Origin of the sequence: Parafrankia elaeagni (genome assembly GCF_000374165.1) — a bacterium.
GTDB lineage: Bacteria > Actinomycetota > Actinomycetes > Frankiales > Frankiaceae > Parafrankia > Parafrankia elaeagni.
The window spans coordinates 145,316-162,237 of record NZ_KB893712.1 but is presented as its reverse complement, the minus strand read 5'-3'; the positions used below and the strand labels follow the sequence as shown (position 1 = coordinate 162,237).

Sequence of the window (16,922 nt, the reverse complement as noted above, 5' to 3'; positions counted from 1 at the left end):
CCGATCGTGCGGGACCACACCCGCCGCACCGTCCGCAACGCGGTGAACGTCGTCGAGTAGGCCCGCGATTTCGTGAGCCAGTGGCCACCGAACCCCATTTGGTGGGCCCAGCGCAGCAGCCGCGGGACATCACCGGAGTCCCGGCCGAGTGCCGCATCCAACGCCGCCGTGAATGCCGGGTCGTGGCCGAGTCGCCAGCAGGTCTCCACCAGCCGCCGCACGTGGGGCGCCAGGACCAGCCGGCCGAGTGCGGCCAACGACCGCACCGGATGATCCAACGCCCCACCGGCCGCTGCCGACTTGGTGATGTACTTCGCGAGATAGTTGCTGACTCGCCCGACGTCGGTGGGACCGTCGAGCGCGATGCGCCGGATGTCGACCTGGACACCCCAGCGCACCGCCCACCCGTCATCGGCACCCGTGCCCGTGCCCGTGCCGTGGGTGAGCGCGTCCGGATCGGGAGCAGGGACCGCAACCGACCCGACAACATCCCGCAGAGCGTCCGCGACCAGCTCTCCATCCGCCCACCCCGGGGGAGCAGAACCAGGCCCGTCCGGCCCGTCGACCCGGACCACCACATGCAGGTGCACCACGCCCCGTGCCTGCATCTCCGCGACCTTCACGAAGCTCAACCGCGCCGAACGGCGAAGCCCCGCCACGGTCAACCCGGCCGCCGCCGCCACCGCGGATTCCGTCGCGTCGCGGGTGGCCTTCCACAGCCGGGGGACGAGCGCGTTCCAGGTCACCGACCGGCCATAGGCGTAGCAGTCCGGGCAGATCGGGGAACCGAGCCGGGAATCATCCTCACGGTGCCGCTCATGACAGCCCGCCGCACGGCCATGCGGACACAGCCCCCGCCGGGGGTGACACGCCCGCACCGGACCGGTTTTCCCGCCCTGTTGACGGCGGGAATGCACCGGGCCGAACGACGGCGCGGTCAGCGTGACGAACCACGCCGGATGCCCGGTGACCGTCTCCGGCACACCCTTGCCACCCGCCAGCCCGGCCAGGACCAGCCGCCGCGCGTCCCGCTTGTACACCGCCGAGCAGGCCGGACACGCGCTCTCCCGCCGGTTGTTGCACCGCACATGCAGCACCCCGCCCGGTTGATCCGAGCTGGTGAACGCCCGGCGGATCTCACCCGTAGCCGTATCAACATGGTCAACATGTCCCGCCAGGCGGATCGGACGGGAACAGCCACCCGCGATCGACCGATCGTCGGGGGAAGCCTCACTCATGATCGTGTCCCTGTTTTCGGGCACGGCGGGAACCGGCCCGGCACGAACGCCAGGCCGGTCACGCCCCTGCGACGAGAAGGAGAGGAGGGGCTTTCGGGCTAGCTCTGCTCAGGGGGGCGCTGACGGCGCGCGAACCGTTCCCACAGCGCCTCAGACGCGGGACTTCCGTCATCCGCTGTCGGTGGAGGCACCGGAGGCAACGCCGGGGGTGGGGGAAGCGGCAGGCGAAGCGGAATCGTCGGGTCGTCATCCACGCCGTACGCGCTCAGGTCAGGCACCCAGCCGCCAGCCGCCGCAGCCCCCGCCGAGGATGGCGCCGGGGGTGGCACGGGTGGAGGTGGGGCGGCAGGCCGTACCGGTGGGGGCAGTGCCGCCGTGGGCGGGACGAGGCGGGGCAGCTTCGGTGCCGGAGCGCTGTGCGGCAGCGCCGCCCAGGCCGGGGCCGCCCACTGCGGTGCCTGCCCGTACTGCGCCGCCATGGTGTGGATGTCCTGGTCGTCCACCCACGCGGCGCGCACCCGCACAGGGGTGGGATCGCCGTCTTCCAACACGTAGCCGACACCCGGCAGCGACATCGGGATCCGGTCGGTCCACGCGCCGCGCAGGTAGGCGTCCTCGCCCAGCACCAGGTTGGCTTCCGCGGCCTTCATCCGTAGCGCAACCCGGATTTGGAACAGGTCCCGGAACGGCACCACATCCTTACGCGGGTCCTGCACCGCGCCGATCACGACGACCCCGGCCGCACGGCCCTGGGATAGCAGCAGCGACAGCGCCCCGGAGATCCGCTGTTTGGTCTCCCGGTCCGCCGCATAGGCGGTCAGCGCGGCGATCTCATCCACCATGATCACGATCAGGGGGTGTTTCCGGGTCGGGGTGTGCAGCCGGGTCCGGCCACGGAGCCAGCCCGTCCGCCGCTGCATCGTGCCCACCGCGTCTTCGAGTAGATCCGCGATGCCCTCGATATCCGTAGCGAAGTGACGGAACAGCGGTTCACCGAACCCCAGCTCCATCCCGCCCTTGGGATCGGCCGCCCACACCTGCACCAGCCCCGAGCGGATCGCCACCGCCAACGCGCGGACGATCGACCACAACACCGACGCCTTACCCGCACCGGATGCGCCAGCGACAAGGACATGCGAGCCACGGAGCCGTAGCAGCCACGGGCCGCCGTCCTCACGCCGCCCGACCGGCACCGCATCCAGATCCGACAGGTCATCGCCGCCGCCGTCGAGGTCCACCGCGCCGACCGTGGCCCCGAGCGCCTCCCGGTTGACCAACACCACATCCGCCCGCCCGGCATGCGCCAGGTCCGCAGCGATCCGCAGATCACGGCCCCCGAGCGCCGCCGCGAGCTTCAACGCGACCCGTTGCAGATCGTTCACGTCCTGACCGGGACGCAGACGAACGCGGAAGGTCCGCCCCGCCGCGGTACGTCGCACCCGCCGGATCCCCGGAGAACGCCCCGCTACTTCCAACCCGGACGCCCGACACGCCGCCGACCAGCGCCGCCGCAGCCGCCCGACCCCCAGCCAGCCGAGCACCGCGCGTCGCCACGGCGCGACGACCAGGACCAGCACGGCGAGCACGCCGAGCACGACCATGCCGCCGTCCGCGCCGAACAGTCCGGCCAGCTGCCCGCGCAGCCACACCAGCCCGCCCAGCACCCCCAGCTCACGGCGCCACCCCCACAGCGTCCGGGCCCCGTACTTGAACGCCAGTTCCCAGACCGAGGGACGCAGCCGTAGCCGGAAGTTGTCCGGCCGCAGCCTGCCCGCCCGCACCTGCAACACCGGCACCACACCCACCACCCTTCACATGAAGATCAGCCAGAACCGGGAAAGGGCACGGCGGCCCGGCACATCACCAGACCGCCGCCCCGTCTACTCAGCCCTTCGAGGGCGACCCGACCGCCGGCCGGACCGACGCCGCGGAGTAGGAGATGCCGTGACGGCCGCCCATCTCCCACACCCGCCCGACCAGACCCGTGATCACCACGGGAGCGCCGACCTGCACCGTCGGAGCCGCACCCGCCACACGAACGTTGACCACACTCGCCGTGCCGTCCGACATTCCGAACGCCACCGGCACCTGATACAAAGCCTCGCCGTCCGTGTTAGCGCGCTGGCTCTTCTTGTCCATCTCCATCACCGGCGCCGCCGGACCCATCGCCAACGTCACCGTGAACGCCGCCACGTCGATCGGAATCACACGCATCAGAAAACCTCCAAGGGTTGTCGAGTGGGGGGTGCCGACCGGCTTTCATCGTCCTTCAACGATCCACCGGTCGAAGAGGAAAAGGGCAGCCGAGTTTGCGGAAAGTTGCAGGACAGAACACGGACCGGAGAAGGAAGGGAATCGGACCGCCGCCAGCGGATCGCCGTTCTACGGCCGGTGCTGGTCGTTTCGGACCGCGTGGAGTACCCGGCAGACCTCCACCGCGAGCCCGAGGACCAGGCCGTCACGACGGGCGGGTTTCTGCAACGCCCACCCGGTGAGCCCCAACACCGCCGCCGCGTGCTCACGCCGGACCCCGAGGGGTTGCCCGCCCATCCCGTCCGCCAGCCCGAACAGCGCAGCCACCGCCACACCCTGAACCCCGCCCAGACCGGCCACCGCCAGCCGGAGCAGTCCTTCCGCCGTGATAGCCCTGATGACCAGGGGGGTTGCGTCGTCCGGGGCCAAGAGTCGAACCAGGTCCGGGGCGTGTTCCACGAGCGCCTGCGCCCGCGCGCCGTGCCGGACCGTGCCGTCCAGCTCCACCCACACATCCGCCAGCTCGGGGAGGGTCACCGCGACACCTCCACCCGGTCCACGCGGTCCGCCGTCACCGACACCGGTGCCAACGGAGCCGGATCCGGCCGAGCGAGAACCCCGACCAGCGCCATCACCGAGAACGACGCGACCGCAACACCCACATTCAGAGCCAGCAACGCGGCCCAGAACAGAATGCGCTGTCGCCGGGCGATGTCCTCCCCCATCAGCGGATCACCCGCGCAGCCACCGCGCCCGCCGCCACCGTCAACGACCCGAGGACCAGATACGGCGCCGTCTCGAACACCCACTCCACCGCCGCGAGCACCAGATACAACGCGCACATCGCCGCGCAGATCTTCGCGAACGTCCACCACAACGACCGCCGATACACATACCGAGCCACCAGGAACCACCTTCCGAGGAAAGAACGTGACGCCCCATGCGGGGCATCTGGCGGGGCGTTTCCCGCCGTGCACGCAGAATTCCTCGAAACGCTGGCAGCGCGCTGCACCCATAACCGGCCGCTAACCAGCATCAAAGCGGCACAGGAAAGGCGCTCAACCGGTATCAGCCCGCCACCGCGGCCGGCACCCCACTGGCACACGACCGGCATACGCCCAGGTCAACCACCCCGACGCGCGCACCGCCAGCCAGCACCCCCGCAGCACACCCCATCGGGGACCTACAGCCCCGATTCGCCTCTTTGTGAGCTGTACCACAAAGCGTCGGGGGTGGTCGCTGGGTGCCGTAGGCCGGGCCGTGGGAGTCTCAGCGCGGGCCCACCCCCACTTAAGTGCCAGTCACACCGAGAAAGTTTGGGCCGGACGGAGCGGCACATTCCGACACCGGCGGGCACTGGCGGACACTGGCGGGCACTGGCGGACACTGGCGGACACTGGCGGACACTGGCGGACACAACGTCACGGATCCGAACAACGGCCGTAGCGTCCAGCGACCTGCGATAGCCCCCGATGGTGGGCATCCTTGCTGCATGCAGACACCCCGGCACTCACAGGCCCCAGCGCCCCGCGCGCCGGAAGACGGAACCCGGGCACCCCCGCCAGGACGCGCACCGCACCGGATCAGACAGACCGGATTCGGAGAGACGCCAGGTGATCACAGGGTGCGTTGCTGGAGGCTAGTGGATGCAAACACCGCAACACGTGGGTCAACGTGTCAGAATGCTCAGCGTTGCCCCGAACCCCCGCGTTCCGGGCGACACACACGAGAGGAGGGAACGGCGGGGGAAAGCGGGGGCCGATCAACGGCCCCAGCCAGACCGCACATGACGACCGAACACCCGATCGACGTCCCGACGCTCACCCAGCACCTCCGGAAGGCAATGCGCCACGGCGTCCGCGCCACGCGCCTTGCCACCCACGCGCCACACCTGGTCGACCTGCTCACCCCCAGCCACACCGGCAGCCCCGACGAACGGGCCATCGCCGCCGAGCAGATCATCCGTGACGCGATCGAGCCTCTCGGAACCGACGTCAGCGCGGCGATGCGGATCATGCTCGGGTTGGAACCCGGAACCTGGCACAACGGCATCGAAGACCGACGCAAACGCGCCGCCAAACGCATCGGGATCACCCCAGGAGCCTTCCGCCGACCCCGACGCGAAGGCACCTACCTCCACGACATCGCTTGGGAGATCTGGCAACAGCGACGCAAAGCCGCATGACCCACACACCACCACCCCGCGCACCACCAGCACACCCCACAGCCCCGGGGCACCCGCCACACCAGCGGACGAGCCCCGGGGCTGTCCCACGTCCCCACACCGAAGACGACCCCGGACCACATCCGCCGGGGGAGCACGGGGAAGGTCGCGGGGTCGTCAGTCGAGGGAGCGGATCGAGTAGAGACCGCGGATTTCAGATGTCCCCCTCTGGGTGCTCTTCGGCTATCCCGCCGTTTCTTCCTGGACGTAGCGGGCCAGCACATCTTCGATACGGTCGATCAGCCGGAAGTCGAGTTCGGTGATCTGCTGCCCGGCGCTGTAGGTGGTGAGGCTGAACGTCAGTTCTCCCCAGTGCAGTTCGACGTCCGGGTGGTGCTCCAGTTCCTTCGCGGACTCGGCCACGGCGCCGAGTGCCTCGATCGCGGCGTAATACTCCACGGGGAAGGTCTTGTGGATCTCCTCGCGGTCGGTGGCCTTCACCCATCCGTCCAGCGTGGCCAGACGTCGGGTGACCTCCTCGGCCGACAGCGGGTCGCGTAGTCCCATGCTCGTTGTCCCTTCCTACAGCGTGACCAGCAGAGCTTTGACCTGTCGTCCAATCTCATGGTCATGCCACGGCGTGAGGTGCTGCCAAACTCCGTGGAGTTCCTGCCGTAGCCGCGCCGAACTGGTCTCCTGGGCAACGGTGACGGCGTGCGTCACGGCGTCCGCGGCGGCCTCAGGGTTTCCGGCTTGGGCGTGCGCGGTGGCCTGCCGCGCCCGGTACACGCCCTTGTCTCGGCGGGCTGTGGAGGGCAGGGCCGAGATGACCTGCTCCCACAGCGGCAGGGCCTCGCGGCCGAGGCCAAGCCGGTTGTAGCAGGTAGCCCGCTGCACTTCGATGTAGCCGGGGGTGCGCCGGCAGGCGTTGAACCAGGGGTAGTCATCGTCGACGCGGGCCAGCAGCGCGGCAGCCTTGTCCAAGGCGTACTCGGCACCGCGTCGGTCGCCGATGAGGCCGTAACCGTGGGCGGTCTGCTGCATCGCCTGTACCCGGACCTTCGCGCACAGCCCGTTCTCGTCCGTCAGGGCCGCGCTGGTCAAGTCGAGAGTGCCAGGTCCGTCCTGCTGGTCGGTGCAGATCATGGCCTTGTTTGTCAGGGCGTGCCGGACGAGCTGGGTATCTCCCACCCGGTGGGCGAGTTCGAGTGCCTGGTTCGCCCAGTGCGACGCGGTCACGAGGTCTCCCGCGTCCTGGTAAAGCCAGGTCGTCAGGCCCGCGTAGGCGACGCTTGTGCGCAACAGGGCGTGCCGTTCGGGCCCCCGGGCGACGCGCAGGAACTGCCGGATGAGTTCCTGCTGCACCAGCACCGACGGAATCACGGCGTGTGGCCCCAACGCGGCGTCGGCCCGGTAGTAGCCGTCAAGCTGGGCCACCAGATACTCGATGGCCTCAGGTGCGACCTGCTGATACGACGCAAGAGGCATAACCGTGCCACCGACTAGGAACCCGGCACCGCTTCCCGCGAGGAACGTGCGCCGATCGATGGCCACGATGACCACCTCCCCTACGTTTGCGATCACCCGGTATGGGTCCGCCGGCGGAGCCGCGCTGTCTCCCGGCGGTACCCCGAGGATGTCGGGAACCGCCGGTGCGGTGGGAGAGACAACCGGGGCAGGGGCAGAGGTTGCCTCGTTGGGGCGCTGTCGTGGGAGCTTGAACCACAGCAGATCTTCCGGGATGTGCAGGAGCTCAGCCCACCGGATGAGTTTCGTAAGGTCAGTCGCCGGCTCACCCGATTCGATGCGGCTCAACTGGGTCTGGGTGATGCCCATCCACCCGGCCACCGTCTCTTGTGACAGGGCGACGGTGTGATGAGGGTGGTTGCGGTAGGCCGCGATCACCCGGCCCATGTGCCACTCATCGAGGGCGTCCTGAAGCTGATCGGAGGCGGTCCAGAATCCGGCCGGTACCTCTGGCGCAGCCGTGCCCTGTTCTCGCGCCCGGCGCTGGCAGGGCCCGCACGATCCCCGGTCGTTGTCGCGGGCAAGGCGTGTGCCGCAACGGCAGTAGCGAGAATCGTCTACCTGGTTGCTCATCGCAGGGGCGCCCCTTCGTGACCTCCCATGCCCGGACGGTGCTTGCGCAGTCTATCCAGCGCCGCGGATCACTCATACCTACGACGCATGGCGCCTATGCGTGCCACGTCTAGTGATCACGAATCGTTGATCTCAAACTTACCTCCAGGCCCCGAGGCCGGGTCGAGGAAACCGTTCTTCAGATGACAGTGGTGGGCTCCTCGGCCTCGGGCGCCGCTCCGGGCCGGACATCGAACGAGGGAGAAATCGGGCAGTGGAACGGATGAGCGGAAGCTGGTCGGGCGCCCCGAGGCTGCCCGGCGATCTTCCTTTGAGGTTGCTGCGATTGCAGAGCGACGTTGCCGTCACCGCAATGGAGGAGCTGGAAAGCAAGCTCACGGGCTACAAGGGCTATTTCCCCGCCGAGCCCCTTGAGTACGCGGCACTACTGGAACGAGTGGAGAACGCTACGGAGGAGGTCCGGTGGATCAAGGATCAGATCGAAAAGATCACGGGCAGAGAGGAGCGGAATTCGGGGAGGTACTTGCCCGGCACATCCGACCCTACGCTGTCCTGAACGGATACGGCGTACAGGTCGCCATCTTCGCCACCTGGGATGAGGCCCACGTCTGGGCACACGAGAAACTACAGAACCCTGACGTTATCCTACCATTGGAGGTGGAGGATCGGACGCAGCGGATCACGCGGCGAATCACACGGGAGACGTGCGAACTCATCGCGTGGACGATTTTCACGAAGGTCGGTGGCTGCGAGCCGATGAACGGGGAGACCGATGCATCCCCTGGCAACCCCGACGAGAATCAGGTCCACAGCAACCCCCCTGCATAATTCCGTCCTGGATCTAGGAGTCGACCGAACGTGGACGAGATGGACGGCAGGCTGACCCTCGACCGCCCCACGCACGCGACGATCGTCGCCGAACCTTCGACAAAAAGACGAATTGAGCAGTACTTCCTGACGATCAACAACTCATTCCCGTCAACGCGTGAGGTGGCGACCATCGTCGTCACTCATATGCTGCCCGACCGACCCTTCTTCCTGGACGCAGTGGCGCACGGGAACGACCTGATATCGATTCTCCCCAAGCCGAAGTCCTGTGACCCTGGGACACGGGCTGCCGTCAGCAGCCGGTACCACTGCGATGACCTGGAGCGTGACCGCTTCGTCCATCCGGCGAAAGTTCTTGCGTACATCGAGGAGCGGGCCGCGGGTCGAGACCTCGCCTTGCTGGATATCGGCGGCTACTTCGCGCCCGCGCTGACCTCCCTGTGCCGACAGTTCAGCGGGCGAATCGTGGGAGTCGTCGAGGACACGGAGAACGGGTACCGCAAGTACCTTTCGTGCGGAAAATTACCCTGCCCGGTTTTCTCGGTAGCCCGCAGTCCATTGAAACAGCCGGAAGACTATCTGGTGGGTCAGTCCATCGTGTTCTCTACCGAATCGCTCCTCCGAGAACACGGGGACATCCTGCACGGCCGCGAGACCTGCGTCATCGGCTACGGCAAGATTGGCCGCAGCGTGGCGAACACCCTCCGCGCCAAATCGGTCCGCACGACCGTGTACGAGACGGACCCGGTGCGTGCCGTCGAAGCCATGTCGCACGGCTTCGCGGTGAAATGGTCAAAAGCCGAGGCGCTAGGCCGCGCCGATGTCGTCGTATGCGCCACCGGCAACCGAGCGCTGGAGGGTGAAGACTTCACCTACCTACGGCCCGGCTCCTACGTGGCGTCTGTGACGTCGTCAGACGACGAACTTAACCTCGCCTCGCTCCGAGGAACCTACCGCATCGAGCGGCTCGGCCCGCACCTCAGCCGCATGACCTCGTGGAACCATCATTTCTATCTACTCAATGATGGAAATGCAGTCAACTTCGTCCACGGTGCCGCGGTCGGCCCGTTCATCTTCCTCGTCCAGGGCGAGATCCTCGCGGCCCTCGCGCTGCTGTCGTCGGGACAGGTCATGGAGCCGGGCCTACACGAGGTCGGCAACCGGGAGCGTGAAATCATCGCCCGGTCCTGGCTGCGATGCTTCAACGAGGAGTGAACGCCCGTGCCCGTTACGAATGACAACATCGCCAAGACGATCAGTGCGCATCTCGATGCGCACCCGGAGGACACGGAGTCCCTGGCCCCTCTACTGGAAACGGCCCGCGGAAGCGATGCACCCCTAGCTTCCAGGACGACCGCACCCGGCCACGTGACCTGCGGAGTGGTCGCAGTCACACGTGATCGCCGGGTCCTCCAGATCCACCACCGCAGCCTGAACCGATGGCTCCTGCCCGGCGGGCACATCGAGCCGGATGACGCCTCGCTTCTGGACGCGGCCCTACGGGAGCTGGTCGAAGAGACAGGGATTCCCCGGACCTGGGTCAGCCCTGTCCTCGAACGGCCCGTGGACGTGGACGCACACGTGATCCCGCTGAATCCCGCGAAGCGGGAGCCAGAGCACATCCACTACGATCTTCGCTTCCTGCTGTCCATCGATCCACCAGCTGGCAACGCCAACGTGGCGCTGCAACTGGAAGAGGTCACTGACTACCGCTGGGCCCCGTTGACCGAACTACCCGGCCGCCTGGGCGAACGTACCCGAGTTACGCTTCTCATCCGACCGTGAGTTGGTCACTCAGGACCACAGAGATCAAAAACGGCGACCGTGACACCCTCTGATGTAGAGGGTGATCGCCGTCGCTAATGTTCTGTACAATCTGAACGCAGCCGATCAATGGCAACGGCCGACATCCGAAGATCGGATGCCGGCCGTAGAGCTGGCCTGTCGAAGCTACGTGCGCACCGGGCGATGGTCGCGGACCATGTCCGCCAGTGCCACGACGGACCGAGGGTCGAGCCCGAGGATCTCCGAGGACAGCCGCTCACCGGTTGGACCGCCCGGAATCCTGGTCAGCAGCACGTGAAGAGCTTCCTGAAAGGAATTCCACGCGGGCATCGCCCACGTGCCGTCAGGAGGCACCCACCCGTCACCGCCACCAGACGCCGGCAGCCGGTCACCCAGCGTCCGGAAGGTCAACAACACGTCCGTGTGACCCGGAGCAACCGGGCGATGGTCGGTGTAGATGGCCCGCGGCAGGGTCGCCGTGGCGTCGACGAGATCCCGCAGGAGCGCGCCAGCCGCGACCGTCACCTCATAGACCCCGTGGGCGCGAGACGTCACGGCAACGAACCGGTGTCCGTCGAACGGGTTGCGCCACCTACCCGGACCGGACGGCGGAATACTAGACATGGGTCACCCCTGTTCACGCAGGTTGTGATCAAGGTTCCGGGGTTGGAGGTGCAAGCTCTGCCCCGGAACCGCCTATGACAACAACTATAGGACGCCGCGTCCCATAGTTCCGGTGAACGAGGAGATGCGTGTCGGACGAAGACCCGTTGATCGGCTATCGGGAGATGGCGGAACGGGCTGGCATCAAGCCAGGCACGCTACGTAGCTACCGCAATAAAGGTTTGCTCCCCGAGCCGGATGACCTGTCGGTGCCCGACCGACCCAGATGGAAGACGTCGACGGTCGAGGCGTGGCTACTCGGCCGACCAGGGCGGGGCACGCGCACAGACCTCAAGTCGACGAGCGCCACCGATTGATCATCCGGCATGCGCGGCGTGCCGCTCCAAGCCCAGGTGGACCGGCCCGGCGGCATACGCGCGACTTCACCAGCATATGTGATGCACATCACATATGTAGTTTGGCCATCGACGACTACGGCCCGCTGCCCGCCGCGGTCGCGAGAGAGATCGCGATGCGGCCAGGCTCCACGTGGCGCCGTCTTCTCACCGACGCACAGGGCGCGCTGCTGGAGGTGGCCGAACGGCGGCTCCCCAGCCCCGGCCAGGTACGCCACGTCCGGGCCCGGAACCGGCAGTGCGTCCATCCCACCTGCACCCGCCCGGCGACACGCACCGAGACCGACCACACCGTGCCCTACTCCGAGGGCGGGCCCACCCTCACGATCAACCTGGGCCCCTGCTGCAAGCGTCACCACCGCATGCGGCACCGGCCAGGCCGGCTGTGGAGGGTCCGTCAGCCCACCCCCGGGACATTCGTATGGGCCGGGCCGTCGGGAACCACCACGACCTACCCGTACGACTACCTCACCGGCGAGGAACAGCTCCCCCCGAAGGTCCGGAACGAGTAGCTCCTGGCCGCGCAGCTCCCGACGCAGGGCAGCTGACGACGCAGGGCAGCTGACGACTCCCCCGTTGCTCGGGTGTGACGCCCGGTGCCCTGTCCGACACCGGGAGAGCCACGATGGGATCGTCAGCGGAGGGCAGGATGGTCTTCGCGACAGCGCGGGGGACCGCGACAGCGCAGGGACGGGGTGTCGGTGCAGGCAACAGGGACGGGGCAGCTCCGGGCAGTGCCGAAGAAGGTTCGGACGGTCACGGTCGGCGGGCCCGGTGCGTCGAACGAGGTGCTCGTGGTCGGGGAGGGAGAGCCCGTCATCCTCGCCGCGCACGCCTGGGGCGCGTCGGCGCGGGTGATGCTGCCCACTGTTCTGAACCTGCCGGGCACGAAGGCCGTGGTGAACTTCCGCGGCTACGGCGGTTCGTCGCCGCGGCCCGACGGCTGGACATACCCCGAGCTCGCCGCGGAGCTGGCCGCGGTCGCCGATGCGGTCGGGGCGACCTCCGCCATCGGGCAGAGCATGGGGGCCGGTGCGCTGATGGCACTCGTCGACCGGGAGCCGAGCCGGTTCGAGGCACTGGCGCTGCTGCTGCCGCCGGCGCTGGACGAGCCGATCCCGCCGGATGTCGGGGAACTGTTCCGCCGGATCCACCTGGCCCGACACGGTGGCGACCCGGACGAGCTGCGCACCGAGATCGCGGCGTGCATGTCCCCGGAGCTGCTGTCGGTCCGCGGCGCGGACGCGTACCTGCGGGCCTACGCGCTGATGCTGGCGGCCTGCACACCGCCGACGCAGCGCCCGGGGAACGCCCCGGTCACCGACCGTGGGCGGCTGGCCCGGGTCCAGTCGCGGGTGCTGGTCGTCGGGCAGGACGGCGACTTCATCCACCGCACCCTGGTGGTGGGCGAGGTCGCTGCCGCCCTCCCCCATGCGAGGACGCATGTTTTTCCCGCCACAGCTCCGATGTGGAGCGACCGGCGTTCGCTGCGGGCGATGCTGCGCGACCTGCTCACCGGCGGCCCGGAGGTCGTTGCGCAGGCCGGGCCGGAACCCGGGCGGGAACCCCGGCGGGACGTCGGGCCAGGGGTCCGGCTGGACGTCGGTGCCTCGCGGGGCACCGTGTAATGTCGGCAACCAAGTCGAGGGGCGCTGCAACGGACCCTGGTTCTGTAACGGGCTCAGGTCCGCCACGCTCGGCCGGTACCACTCCGTAAGGGCGCCTCCCTCAACAGGGAGGTGTGTGTCATGGCGGGATCCGAGGTCCTCGGTAGCGCGGTTGTCAGCAGTCCCGATGCCCAGGCGGCCGGGGCCGGCGGGCAGGTGCTGCGGGAGCTGTTGGCACAGCGCGTGGTCGTGCTGGACGGCGCGTGGGGCACGATGCTGCAGAACGCCGGCCTCACCCCCGCCGACTACCGCACCGAGCGGTTCGCCGACCACCCGAAGGACATCACCGGCGACCCCGACCTGCTGAACCTGACCCGGCCGGACGTCATCCTCGACGTGCACCGGCAGTACCTGGCCGCGGGCGCCGACATCACCACGACGAACACCTTCACCGCCACCGGCATCGGCCAGGCCGACTACGGCCTGGAGTCGCTGGTGCGGGAGATGAACGTGCAGGGTGCGCGGCTGGCCCGCCAGGCCGCCGACGAGGCCGCCGAGCGGACGGGCACCCCCCGGTTCGTCGCCGGGTCGATCGGGCCGCTGAACGTGACCCTCTCGTTGTCTCCGCGGGTGGAGGACCCGGCCTACCGGGCGGTGACCTTCGACCAGGTCCGGGACTCCTACGCCGAGCAGATCGCCGCGCTGGCCGAGGGCGGTGTCGATCTCCTCCTCATCGAGACGATCTTCGACACGCTGAACGCGAAGGCCGCGATCGCCGCGGCCCGCGAGGTCGCCCCGCAGCTGCCGCTGTGGATCTCGGTGACGATCGTCGACATGAGCGGGCGGACGCTGTCGGGGCAGACGGTGGAGGCCTTCTGGAGCTCCATCGCGCACGCGGAGCCGCTGGTCGTCGGGGTGAACTGCTCGCTGGGCGCCGAGGAGATGCGCCCGCATGTGATGGACCTGGCCCGGCTTGCCGGCACGTACACGGCCTGCCATCCCAACGCGGGCCTGCCGAACGCGTTCGGCGGCTACGACCAGACCCCGGAGGAGGCCGGCCGGCTGATCGGCGGCTTCGCGGCCGAGGGCCTGGTCAACGTGGTCGGCGGCTGTTGCGGGACGACCCCGGCGCACATCGCGCGGATCGCCGACGCGGTGAAGGGCGCCGCGCCGCGCCCGGTCCCCGAGCCGCCGGACCGGACCCGGTTCAGCGGCCTGGAGCCGTTCGAGATCGGTCCGGACACCGGGTTCGTCATGATCGGCGAGCGCACGAACGTGACCGGCTCGGCCCGCTTCCGCCGGCTGATCGAGGCGGACGACTACCAGGCCGCGATCGACGTCGCCCTCGAGCAGGTCCGTGGCGGGGCGAACCTGCTGGACGTCAACATGGACGCCGACCTGCTCGACAGCGAGCGGGCGATGACGACGTTCCTGAACCTGCTGGCGACCGAGCCGGAGGCCGCCCGCCTGCCCATCATGATCGACAGCTCGCGCTGGAGCGTGCTGGAGGCGGGCCTGCGCTGCGTGCAGGGCAAGGGCGTCGTCAACTCGATCAGCCTCAAGGAGGGCGAGGGCCCCTTCCTGGAGCAGGCCCGGCGCATCCGCGACTTCGGCGCCGGCGTGGTCGTGATGGCCTTCGACGAGCTGGGCCAGGCCGAGACCACCGAACGCAAGGTGGCGATCTGCGGGCGGGCCTACGACCTGCTCACCGGGCAGGTCGGCTTCCCGGCGACCGACATCGTGTTCGACCCGAACGTGCTCGCGGTGGCCACCGGCATCGCCGAGCACAACGGCTACGCCAAGGCGTTCATCGACGCGCTGCCGCTGATCAAGGAACGCTGCCCGGGGGTGCGCCTCTCCGGCGGCATCTCGAACCTGTCGTTCTCCTTCCGGGGCAACAACGTCGTCCGCGAGGCGATGCACTCGGCGTTCCTGCTGTACGCGGTGCGCGCCGGGCTCGACATGGGCATCGTCAACGCCGGCCAGCTCGCGGTGTACGCGGACATCCCGGCCGACCTGCTCGAGCTGGTCGAGGACGTGCTCTTCGACCGGCGGGACGACGCCACCGACCGGCTCGTCGCGTTCGCCGAGACGGTCAGCGGCAGCGGCACGAAGCGGGTGGTGGACCTGTCCTGGCGGGAGGCCCCGGTCCGGGAGCGCCTCGCGCACGCGCTCGTCCACGGCATCGTCGACTTCATCGAGGCCGACACGGAGGAGGCGCGCGCCGAGGCCGCCCGTCCCCTCGACGTGATCGAGGGCCCGTTGATGGACGGGATGAAGATCGTCGGCGACCTGTTCGGCGCGGGCAAGATGTTCCTGCCGCAGGTGGTCAAGAGCGCCCGGGTGATGAAGCGCTCCGTCGCCTACCTGGAGCCGTACATGGAGGCGGAGAAGCAGGCGCTGCTCGCCGCCGGCGGCTCCGCCGACGCCGACCAGGGCCGCCGCGGCAACGGCCGGGTGGTGATGGCGACCGTCAAGGGCGACGTCCACGACATCGGCAAGAACATCGTCGGCGTGGTCCTGGGCTGCAACAACTACGAGGTCATCGACCTGGGGGTGATGGTCCCCGCCAAGGTCATCCTCGACACCGCCGTGGCCGAGGGCGCGGACGCGGTCGGCCTCTCCGGGCTGATCACCCCGTCCCTCGACGAGATGGTCTCGGTGGCCGCCGAGATGCAGCGCCGCGGGCTGAAGCTGCCCCTGCTGATCGGTGGTGCGACCACCTCCCGCCAGCACACCGCCGTGCGCATCGCTCCCGCCTACGACGCCACGACCGTCCATGTGCTGGACGCCTCCCGGGTCGTCGGCGTGGTCTCCGACCTGCTCGACGACGACCGGGCGATCGAACTCGCCGCGCGCACCCGCCAGGAGCAGCAGGAACTGCGGGAACAGCACGAGAGGCGCCAGCAGCAGCCGCTGCTCACCTTCGACCGGGCCCGGGCGAACCGCGAGCAGGTCGCGTTCGACGATCTGCCCGTCCCCGACTTCACCGGGCTGCGGGTCGTCACACCGGCACTCACCGAACTGCGCGCCATGATCGACTGGCAGTTCTTCTTCCTCGCCTGGGAGCTCAAGGGCAAGTTCCCGGCGATCCTGGACCAGCCGGTCGCCCGCGAGCTGTACGACGACGCGAACACCCTGCTGGACCAGATCATCGCCGACGGCGGCCTGCGGGCCGAGGGTGTGTACGGCTTCTGGCCCGCCGTCGCCGACGGCGAGGACATCGTGATCGACACCGCCGTGATCGACACCGCCGGGGTGAAGACCGCCGAGGCGGGCGCGACCAGCGCCCCGGCCGAGGGCGGCCGGCTGCGGCTGCCGATGCTGCGCCAGCAGACGGCGAAGCCGACCGGGCGCCCGAACCGCAGCCTCGCGGACTACGTGGCACCGGCCGGTGACCATCTCGGCGCGTTCGCGGTGGCCGTGCACGGCGCCGACCGGCTCGCCGCCGGCTTCGAGGCCCACCAGGACGACTACCGGGCGATCATGGTGAAGGCGCTGGCCGACCGACTGGCCGAGGCGTTCGCCGAGTACGTCCACCTGGAGGCCCGCCGGGCCTGGTTCGAGCCGGACGCGCAGCCGGAGCTGGCGGACCTGCACGCCGAGCGGTTCCGCGGGATCCGGCCCGCGTTCGGCTACCCGGCGAGCCCGGACCACAGCGAGAAGCAGGCGCTGTTCGCCCTCCTCAAGGCCGACCGGGTCGGCATGGCACTGACCGAGTCGTTCGCGATGACACCCGCCTCCGCGGTGAGCGGGATCATCTTCGCCCACCCGTCCGCGCGGTACTTCACCGTCGGGCGGATCGGCCGCGACCAGGTCGAGGACTACGCCCGGCGGCGGGGCATGAGCATCGGCGAGGTCGAGAGGTGGCTGCGGCCGAACCTCGCCTACGACCCGGCGTAGTCACCGGGCGTCCCAGCAGCCCCCG

The 16,922-nt window shown here is 69.0% G+C and carries 17 protein-coding genes, 1 pseudogene and 1 riboswitch; of the genes and pseudogenes, 8 read left to right on the top strand and 10 right to left on the bottom strand.

Annotated elements, in window-relative coordinates; translation table 11 throughout:
* From B207_RS0108260 to B207_RS36750, 6 genes are all read right to left on the bottom strand, one after another.
* A partial coding sequence (locus B207_RS0108260; protein WP_035740306.1) for a replication initiator occupies positions 1–1,238 on the bottom strand: 1,238 nt, incomplete at its 3' end.
* A 98-nt stretch (positions 1,239–1,336) separates the two neighbouring features.
* Positions 1,337–3,034 (bottom strand): FtsK/SpoIIIE domain-containing protein, encoded by a 1,698-nt coding sequence (locus B207_RS0108255; protein ID WP_026310824.1) that lies wholly within the window; start codon positions 3,032–3,034, stop codon positions 1,337–1,339.
* An 88-nt stretch (positions 3,035–3,122) separates the two neighbouring features.
* Positions 3,123–3,452 carry a hypothetical protein gene (locus B207_RS0108250; protein WP_018636051.1) on the bottom strand — a complete coding sequence of 110 codons (330 nt, stop codon included), beginning with the start codon at positions 3,450–3,452 and terminating at the stop codon, positions 3,123–3,125.
* Positions 3,453–3,620: 168 nt separating this feature from the next.
* On the bottom strand, positions 3,621–4,028 hold the full coding sequence (locus B207_RS36755; protein WP_018636050.1) for a hypothetical protein: 408 nt from the start codon (positions 4,026–4,028) through the stop codon (positions 3,621–3,623).
* Entirely contained in the window at positions 4,025–4,216 is a 192-nt protein-coding gene (locus B207_RS0108240; RefSeq protein ID WP_018636049.1) for a hypothetical protein, read from the bottom strand. The genes B207_RS36755 and B207_RS0108240 overlap by 4 nt, the downstream gene beginning before the upstream one ends.
* Positions 4,216–4,395 (bottom strand): hypothetical protein, encoded by a 180-nt coding sequence (locus B207_RS36750; RefSeq protein ID WP_018636048.1) that lies wholly within the window; start codon positions 4,393–4,395, stop codon positions 4,216–4,218. The genes B207_RS0108240 and B207_RS36750 overlap by 1 nt, the downstream gene beginning before the upstream one ends.
* 882 nt (positions 4,396–5,277) lie before the next feature.
* On the opposite strand from B207_RS36750, the gene B207_RS0108230 reads away from it, so the two are divergent.
* Positions 5,278–5,676, top strand: a complete 399-nt coding sequence (locus B207_RS0108230) for a hypothetical protein (RefSeq protein ID WP_018636047.1) — start codon at positions 5,278–5,280, stop codon at positions 5,674–5,676.
* A 222-nt stretch (positions 5,677–5,898) separates the two neighbouring features.
* Here B207_RS0108230 and B207_RS0108225 read toward each other — a convergent pair whose 3' ends face one another.
* The 3 genes and pseudogenes from B207_RS0108225 to B207_RS42290 form a co-directional block, all read right to left on the bottom strand.
* The gene (locus tag B207_RS0108225; RefSeq protein WP_018636046.1) at positions 5,899–6,222 is read right to left on the bottom strand and encodes a 4a-hydroxytetrahydrobiopterin dehydratase; all 324 of its coding nucleotides are present in this window, start codon (positions 6,220–6,222) and stop codon (positions 5,899–5,901) included.
* 15 nt (positions 6,223–6,237) lie between these two features.
* The gene (locus tag B207_RS41195) at positions 6,238–7,209 is read right to left on the bottom strand and encodes a transcriptional regulator (RefSeq protein ID WP_230204913.1); all 972 of its coding nucleotides are present in this window, start codon (positions 7,207–7,209) and stop codon (positions 6,238–6,240) included.
* Positions 7,210–7,392: 183 nt separating this feature from the next.
* Positions 7,393–7,569: pseudogene (locus B207_RS42290) on the bottom strand (helix-turn-helix domain-containing protein); the annotation flags it as partial.
* 439 nt (positions 7,570–8,008) lie between these two features.
* Here B207_RS42290 and B207_RS39585 point away from each other — a divergent pair.
* From B207_RS39585 to B207_RS0108205, 3 genes are all read left to right on the top strand, one after another.
* The gene (locus tag B207_RS39585) at positions 8,009–8,311 is read left to right on the top strand and encodes a hypothetical protein (protein WP_154675207.1); all 303 of its coding nucleotides are present in this window, start codon (positions 8,009–8,011) and stop codon (positions 8,309–8,311) included.
* A 302-nt stretch (positions 8,312–8,613) separates the two neighbouring features.
* Positions 8,614–9,798, top strand: coding sequence for an adenosylhomocysteinase (locus B207_RS0108210; RefSeq protein WP_018636042.1), 1,185 nt, complete (start codon positions 8,614–8,616; stop codon positions 9,796–9,798).
* Between the two features lie 6 nt (positions 9,799–9,804).
* Complete coding sequence (locus B207_RS0108205; protein WP_026310821.1) at positions 9,805–10,368, top strand: NUDIX hydrolase; 564 nt, start codon at positions 9,805–9,807, stop codon at positions 10,366–10,368.
* 165 nt (positions 10,369–10,533) lie between these two features.
* Here the strand turns inward: B207_RS0108205 and B207_RS37525 are convergent, their stop codons facing one another.
* Complete coding sequence (locus B207_RS37525) at positions 10,534–10,893, bottom strand: hypothetical protein (protein ID WP_018636040.1); 360 nt, start codon at positions 10,891–10,893, stop codon at positions 10,534–10,536.
* Positions 10,894–11,120: 227 nt separating this feature from the next.
* On the opposite strand from B207_RS37525, the gene B207_RS38075 reads away from it, so the two are divergent.
* From B207_RS38075 to metH, 4 genes are all read left to right on the top strand, one after another.
* On the top strand, positions 11,121–11,348 hold the full coding sequence (locus B207_RS38075; protein WP_035740268.1) for a helix-turn-helix transcriptional regulator: 228 nt from the start codon (positions 11,121–11,123) through the stop codon (positions 11,346–11,348).
* A gap of 101 nt (positions 11,349–11,449) precedes the next feature.
* Entirely contained in the window at positions 11,450–11,899 is a 450-nt protein-coding gene (locus B207_RS0108190; RefSeq protein ID WP_018636039.1) for an HNH endonuclease signature motif containing protein, read from the top strand.
* Positions 11,900–12,088: 189 nt separating this feature from the next.
* The gene (locus B207_RS0108185; protein ID WP_230204909.1) at positions 12,089–13,015 is read left to right on the top strand and encodes an alpha/beta fold hydrolase; all 927 of its coding nucleotides are present in this window, start codon (positions 12,089–12,091) and stop codon (positions 13,013–13,015) included.
* Positions 13,016–13,025: 10 nt separating this feature from the next.
* Positions 13,026–13,119, top strand: a riboswitch (S-adenosyl-L-homocysteine riboswitch).
* Positions 13,120–13,135: 16 nt separating this feature from the next.
* Positions 13,136–16,897, top strand: coding sequence for a methionine synthase (metH, locus tag B207_RS0108180; RefSeq protein WP_018636037.1), 3,762 nt, complete (start codon positions 13,136–13,138; stop codon positions 16,895–16,897).
* Positions 16,898–16,922 lie beyond the last annotated feature (25 nt).

What these genes read in the sequence shown, in the direction of transcription:
- B207_RS0108250 (WP_018636051.1), bottom strand. Translation starts at nt 3,452, where the DNA reads ATGCGTGTGATTCCGATCGACGTGGCGGCGTTCACGGTGACGTTGGCG.
- B207_RS0108240 (WP_018636049.1), bottom strand. Translation starts at nt 4,216, where the DNA reads ATGGGGGAGGACATCGCCCGGCGACAGCGCATTCTGTTCTGGGCCGCG.
- B207_RS0108230 (WP_018636047.1), top strand. Translation starts at nt 5,278, where the DNA reads ATGACGACCGAACACCCGATCGACGTCCCGACGCTCACCCAGCACCTC.
- B207_RS0108225 (WP_018636046.1), bottom strand. Translation starts at nt 6,222, where the DNA reads ATGGGACTACGCGACCCGCTGTCGGCCGAGGAGGTCACCCGACGTCTG.
- metH (WP_018636037.1), top strand. Translation starts at nt 13,136, where the DNA reads ATGGCGGGATCCGAGGTCCTCGGTAGCGCGGTTGTCAGCAGTCCCGAT.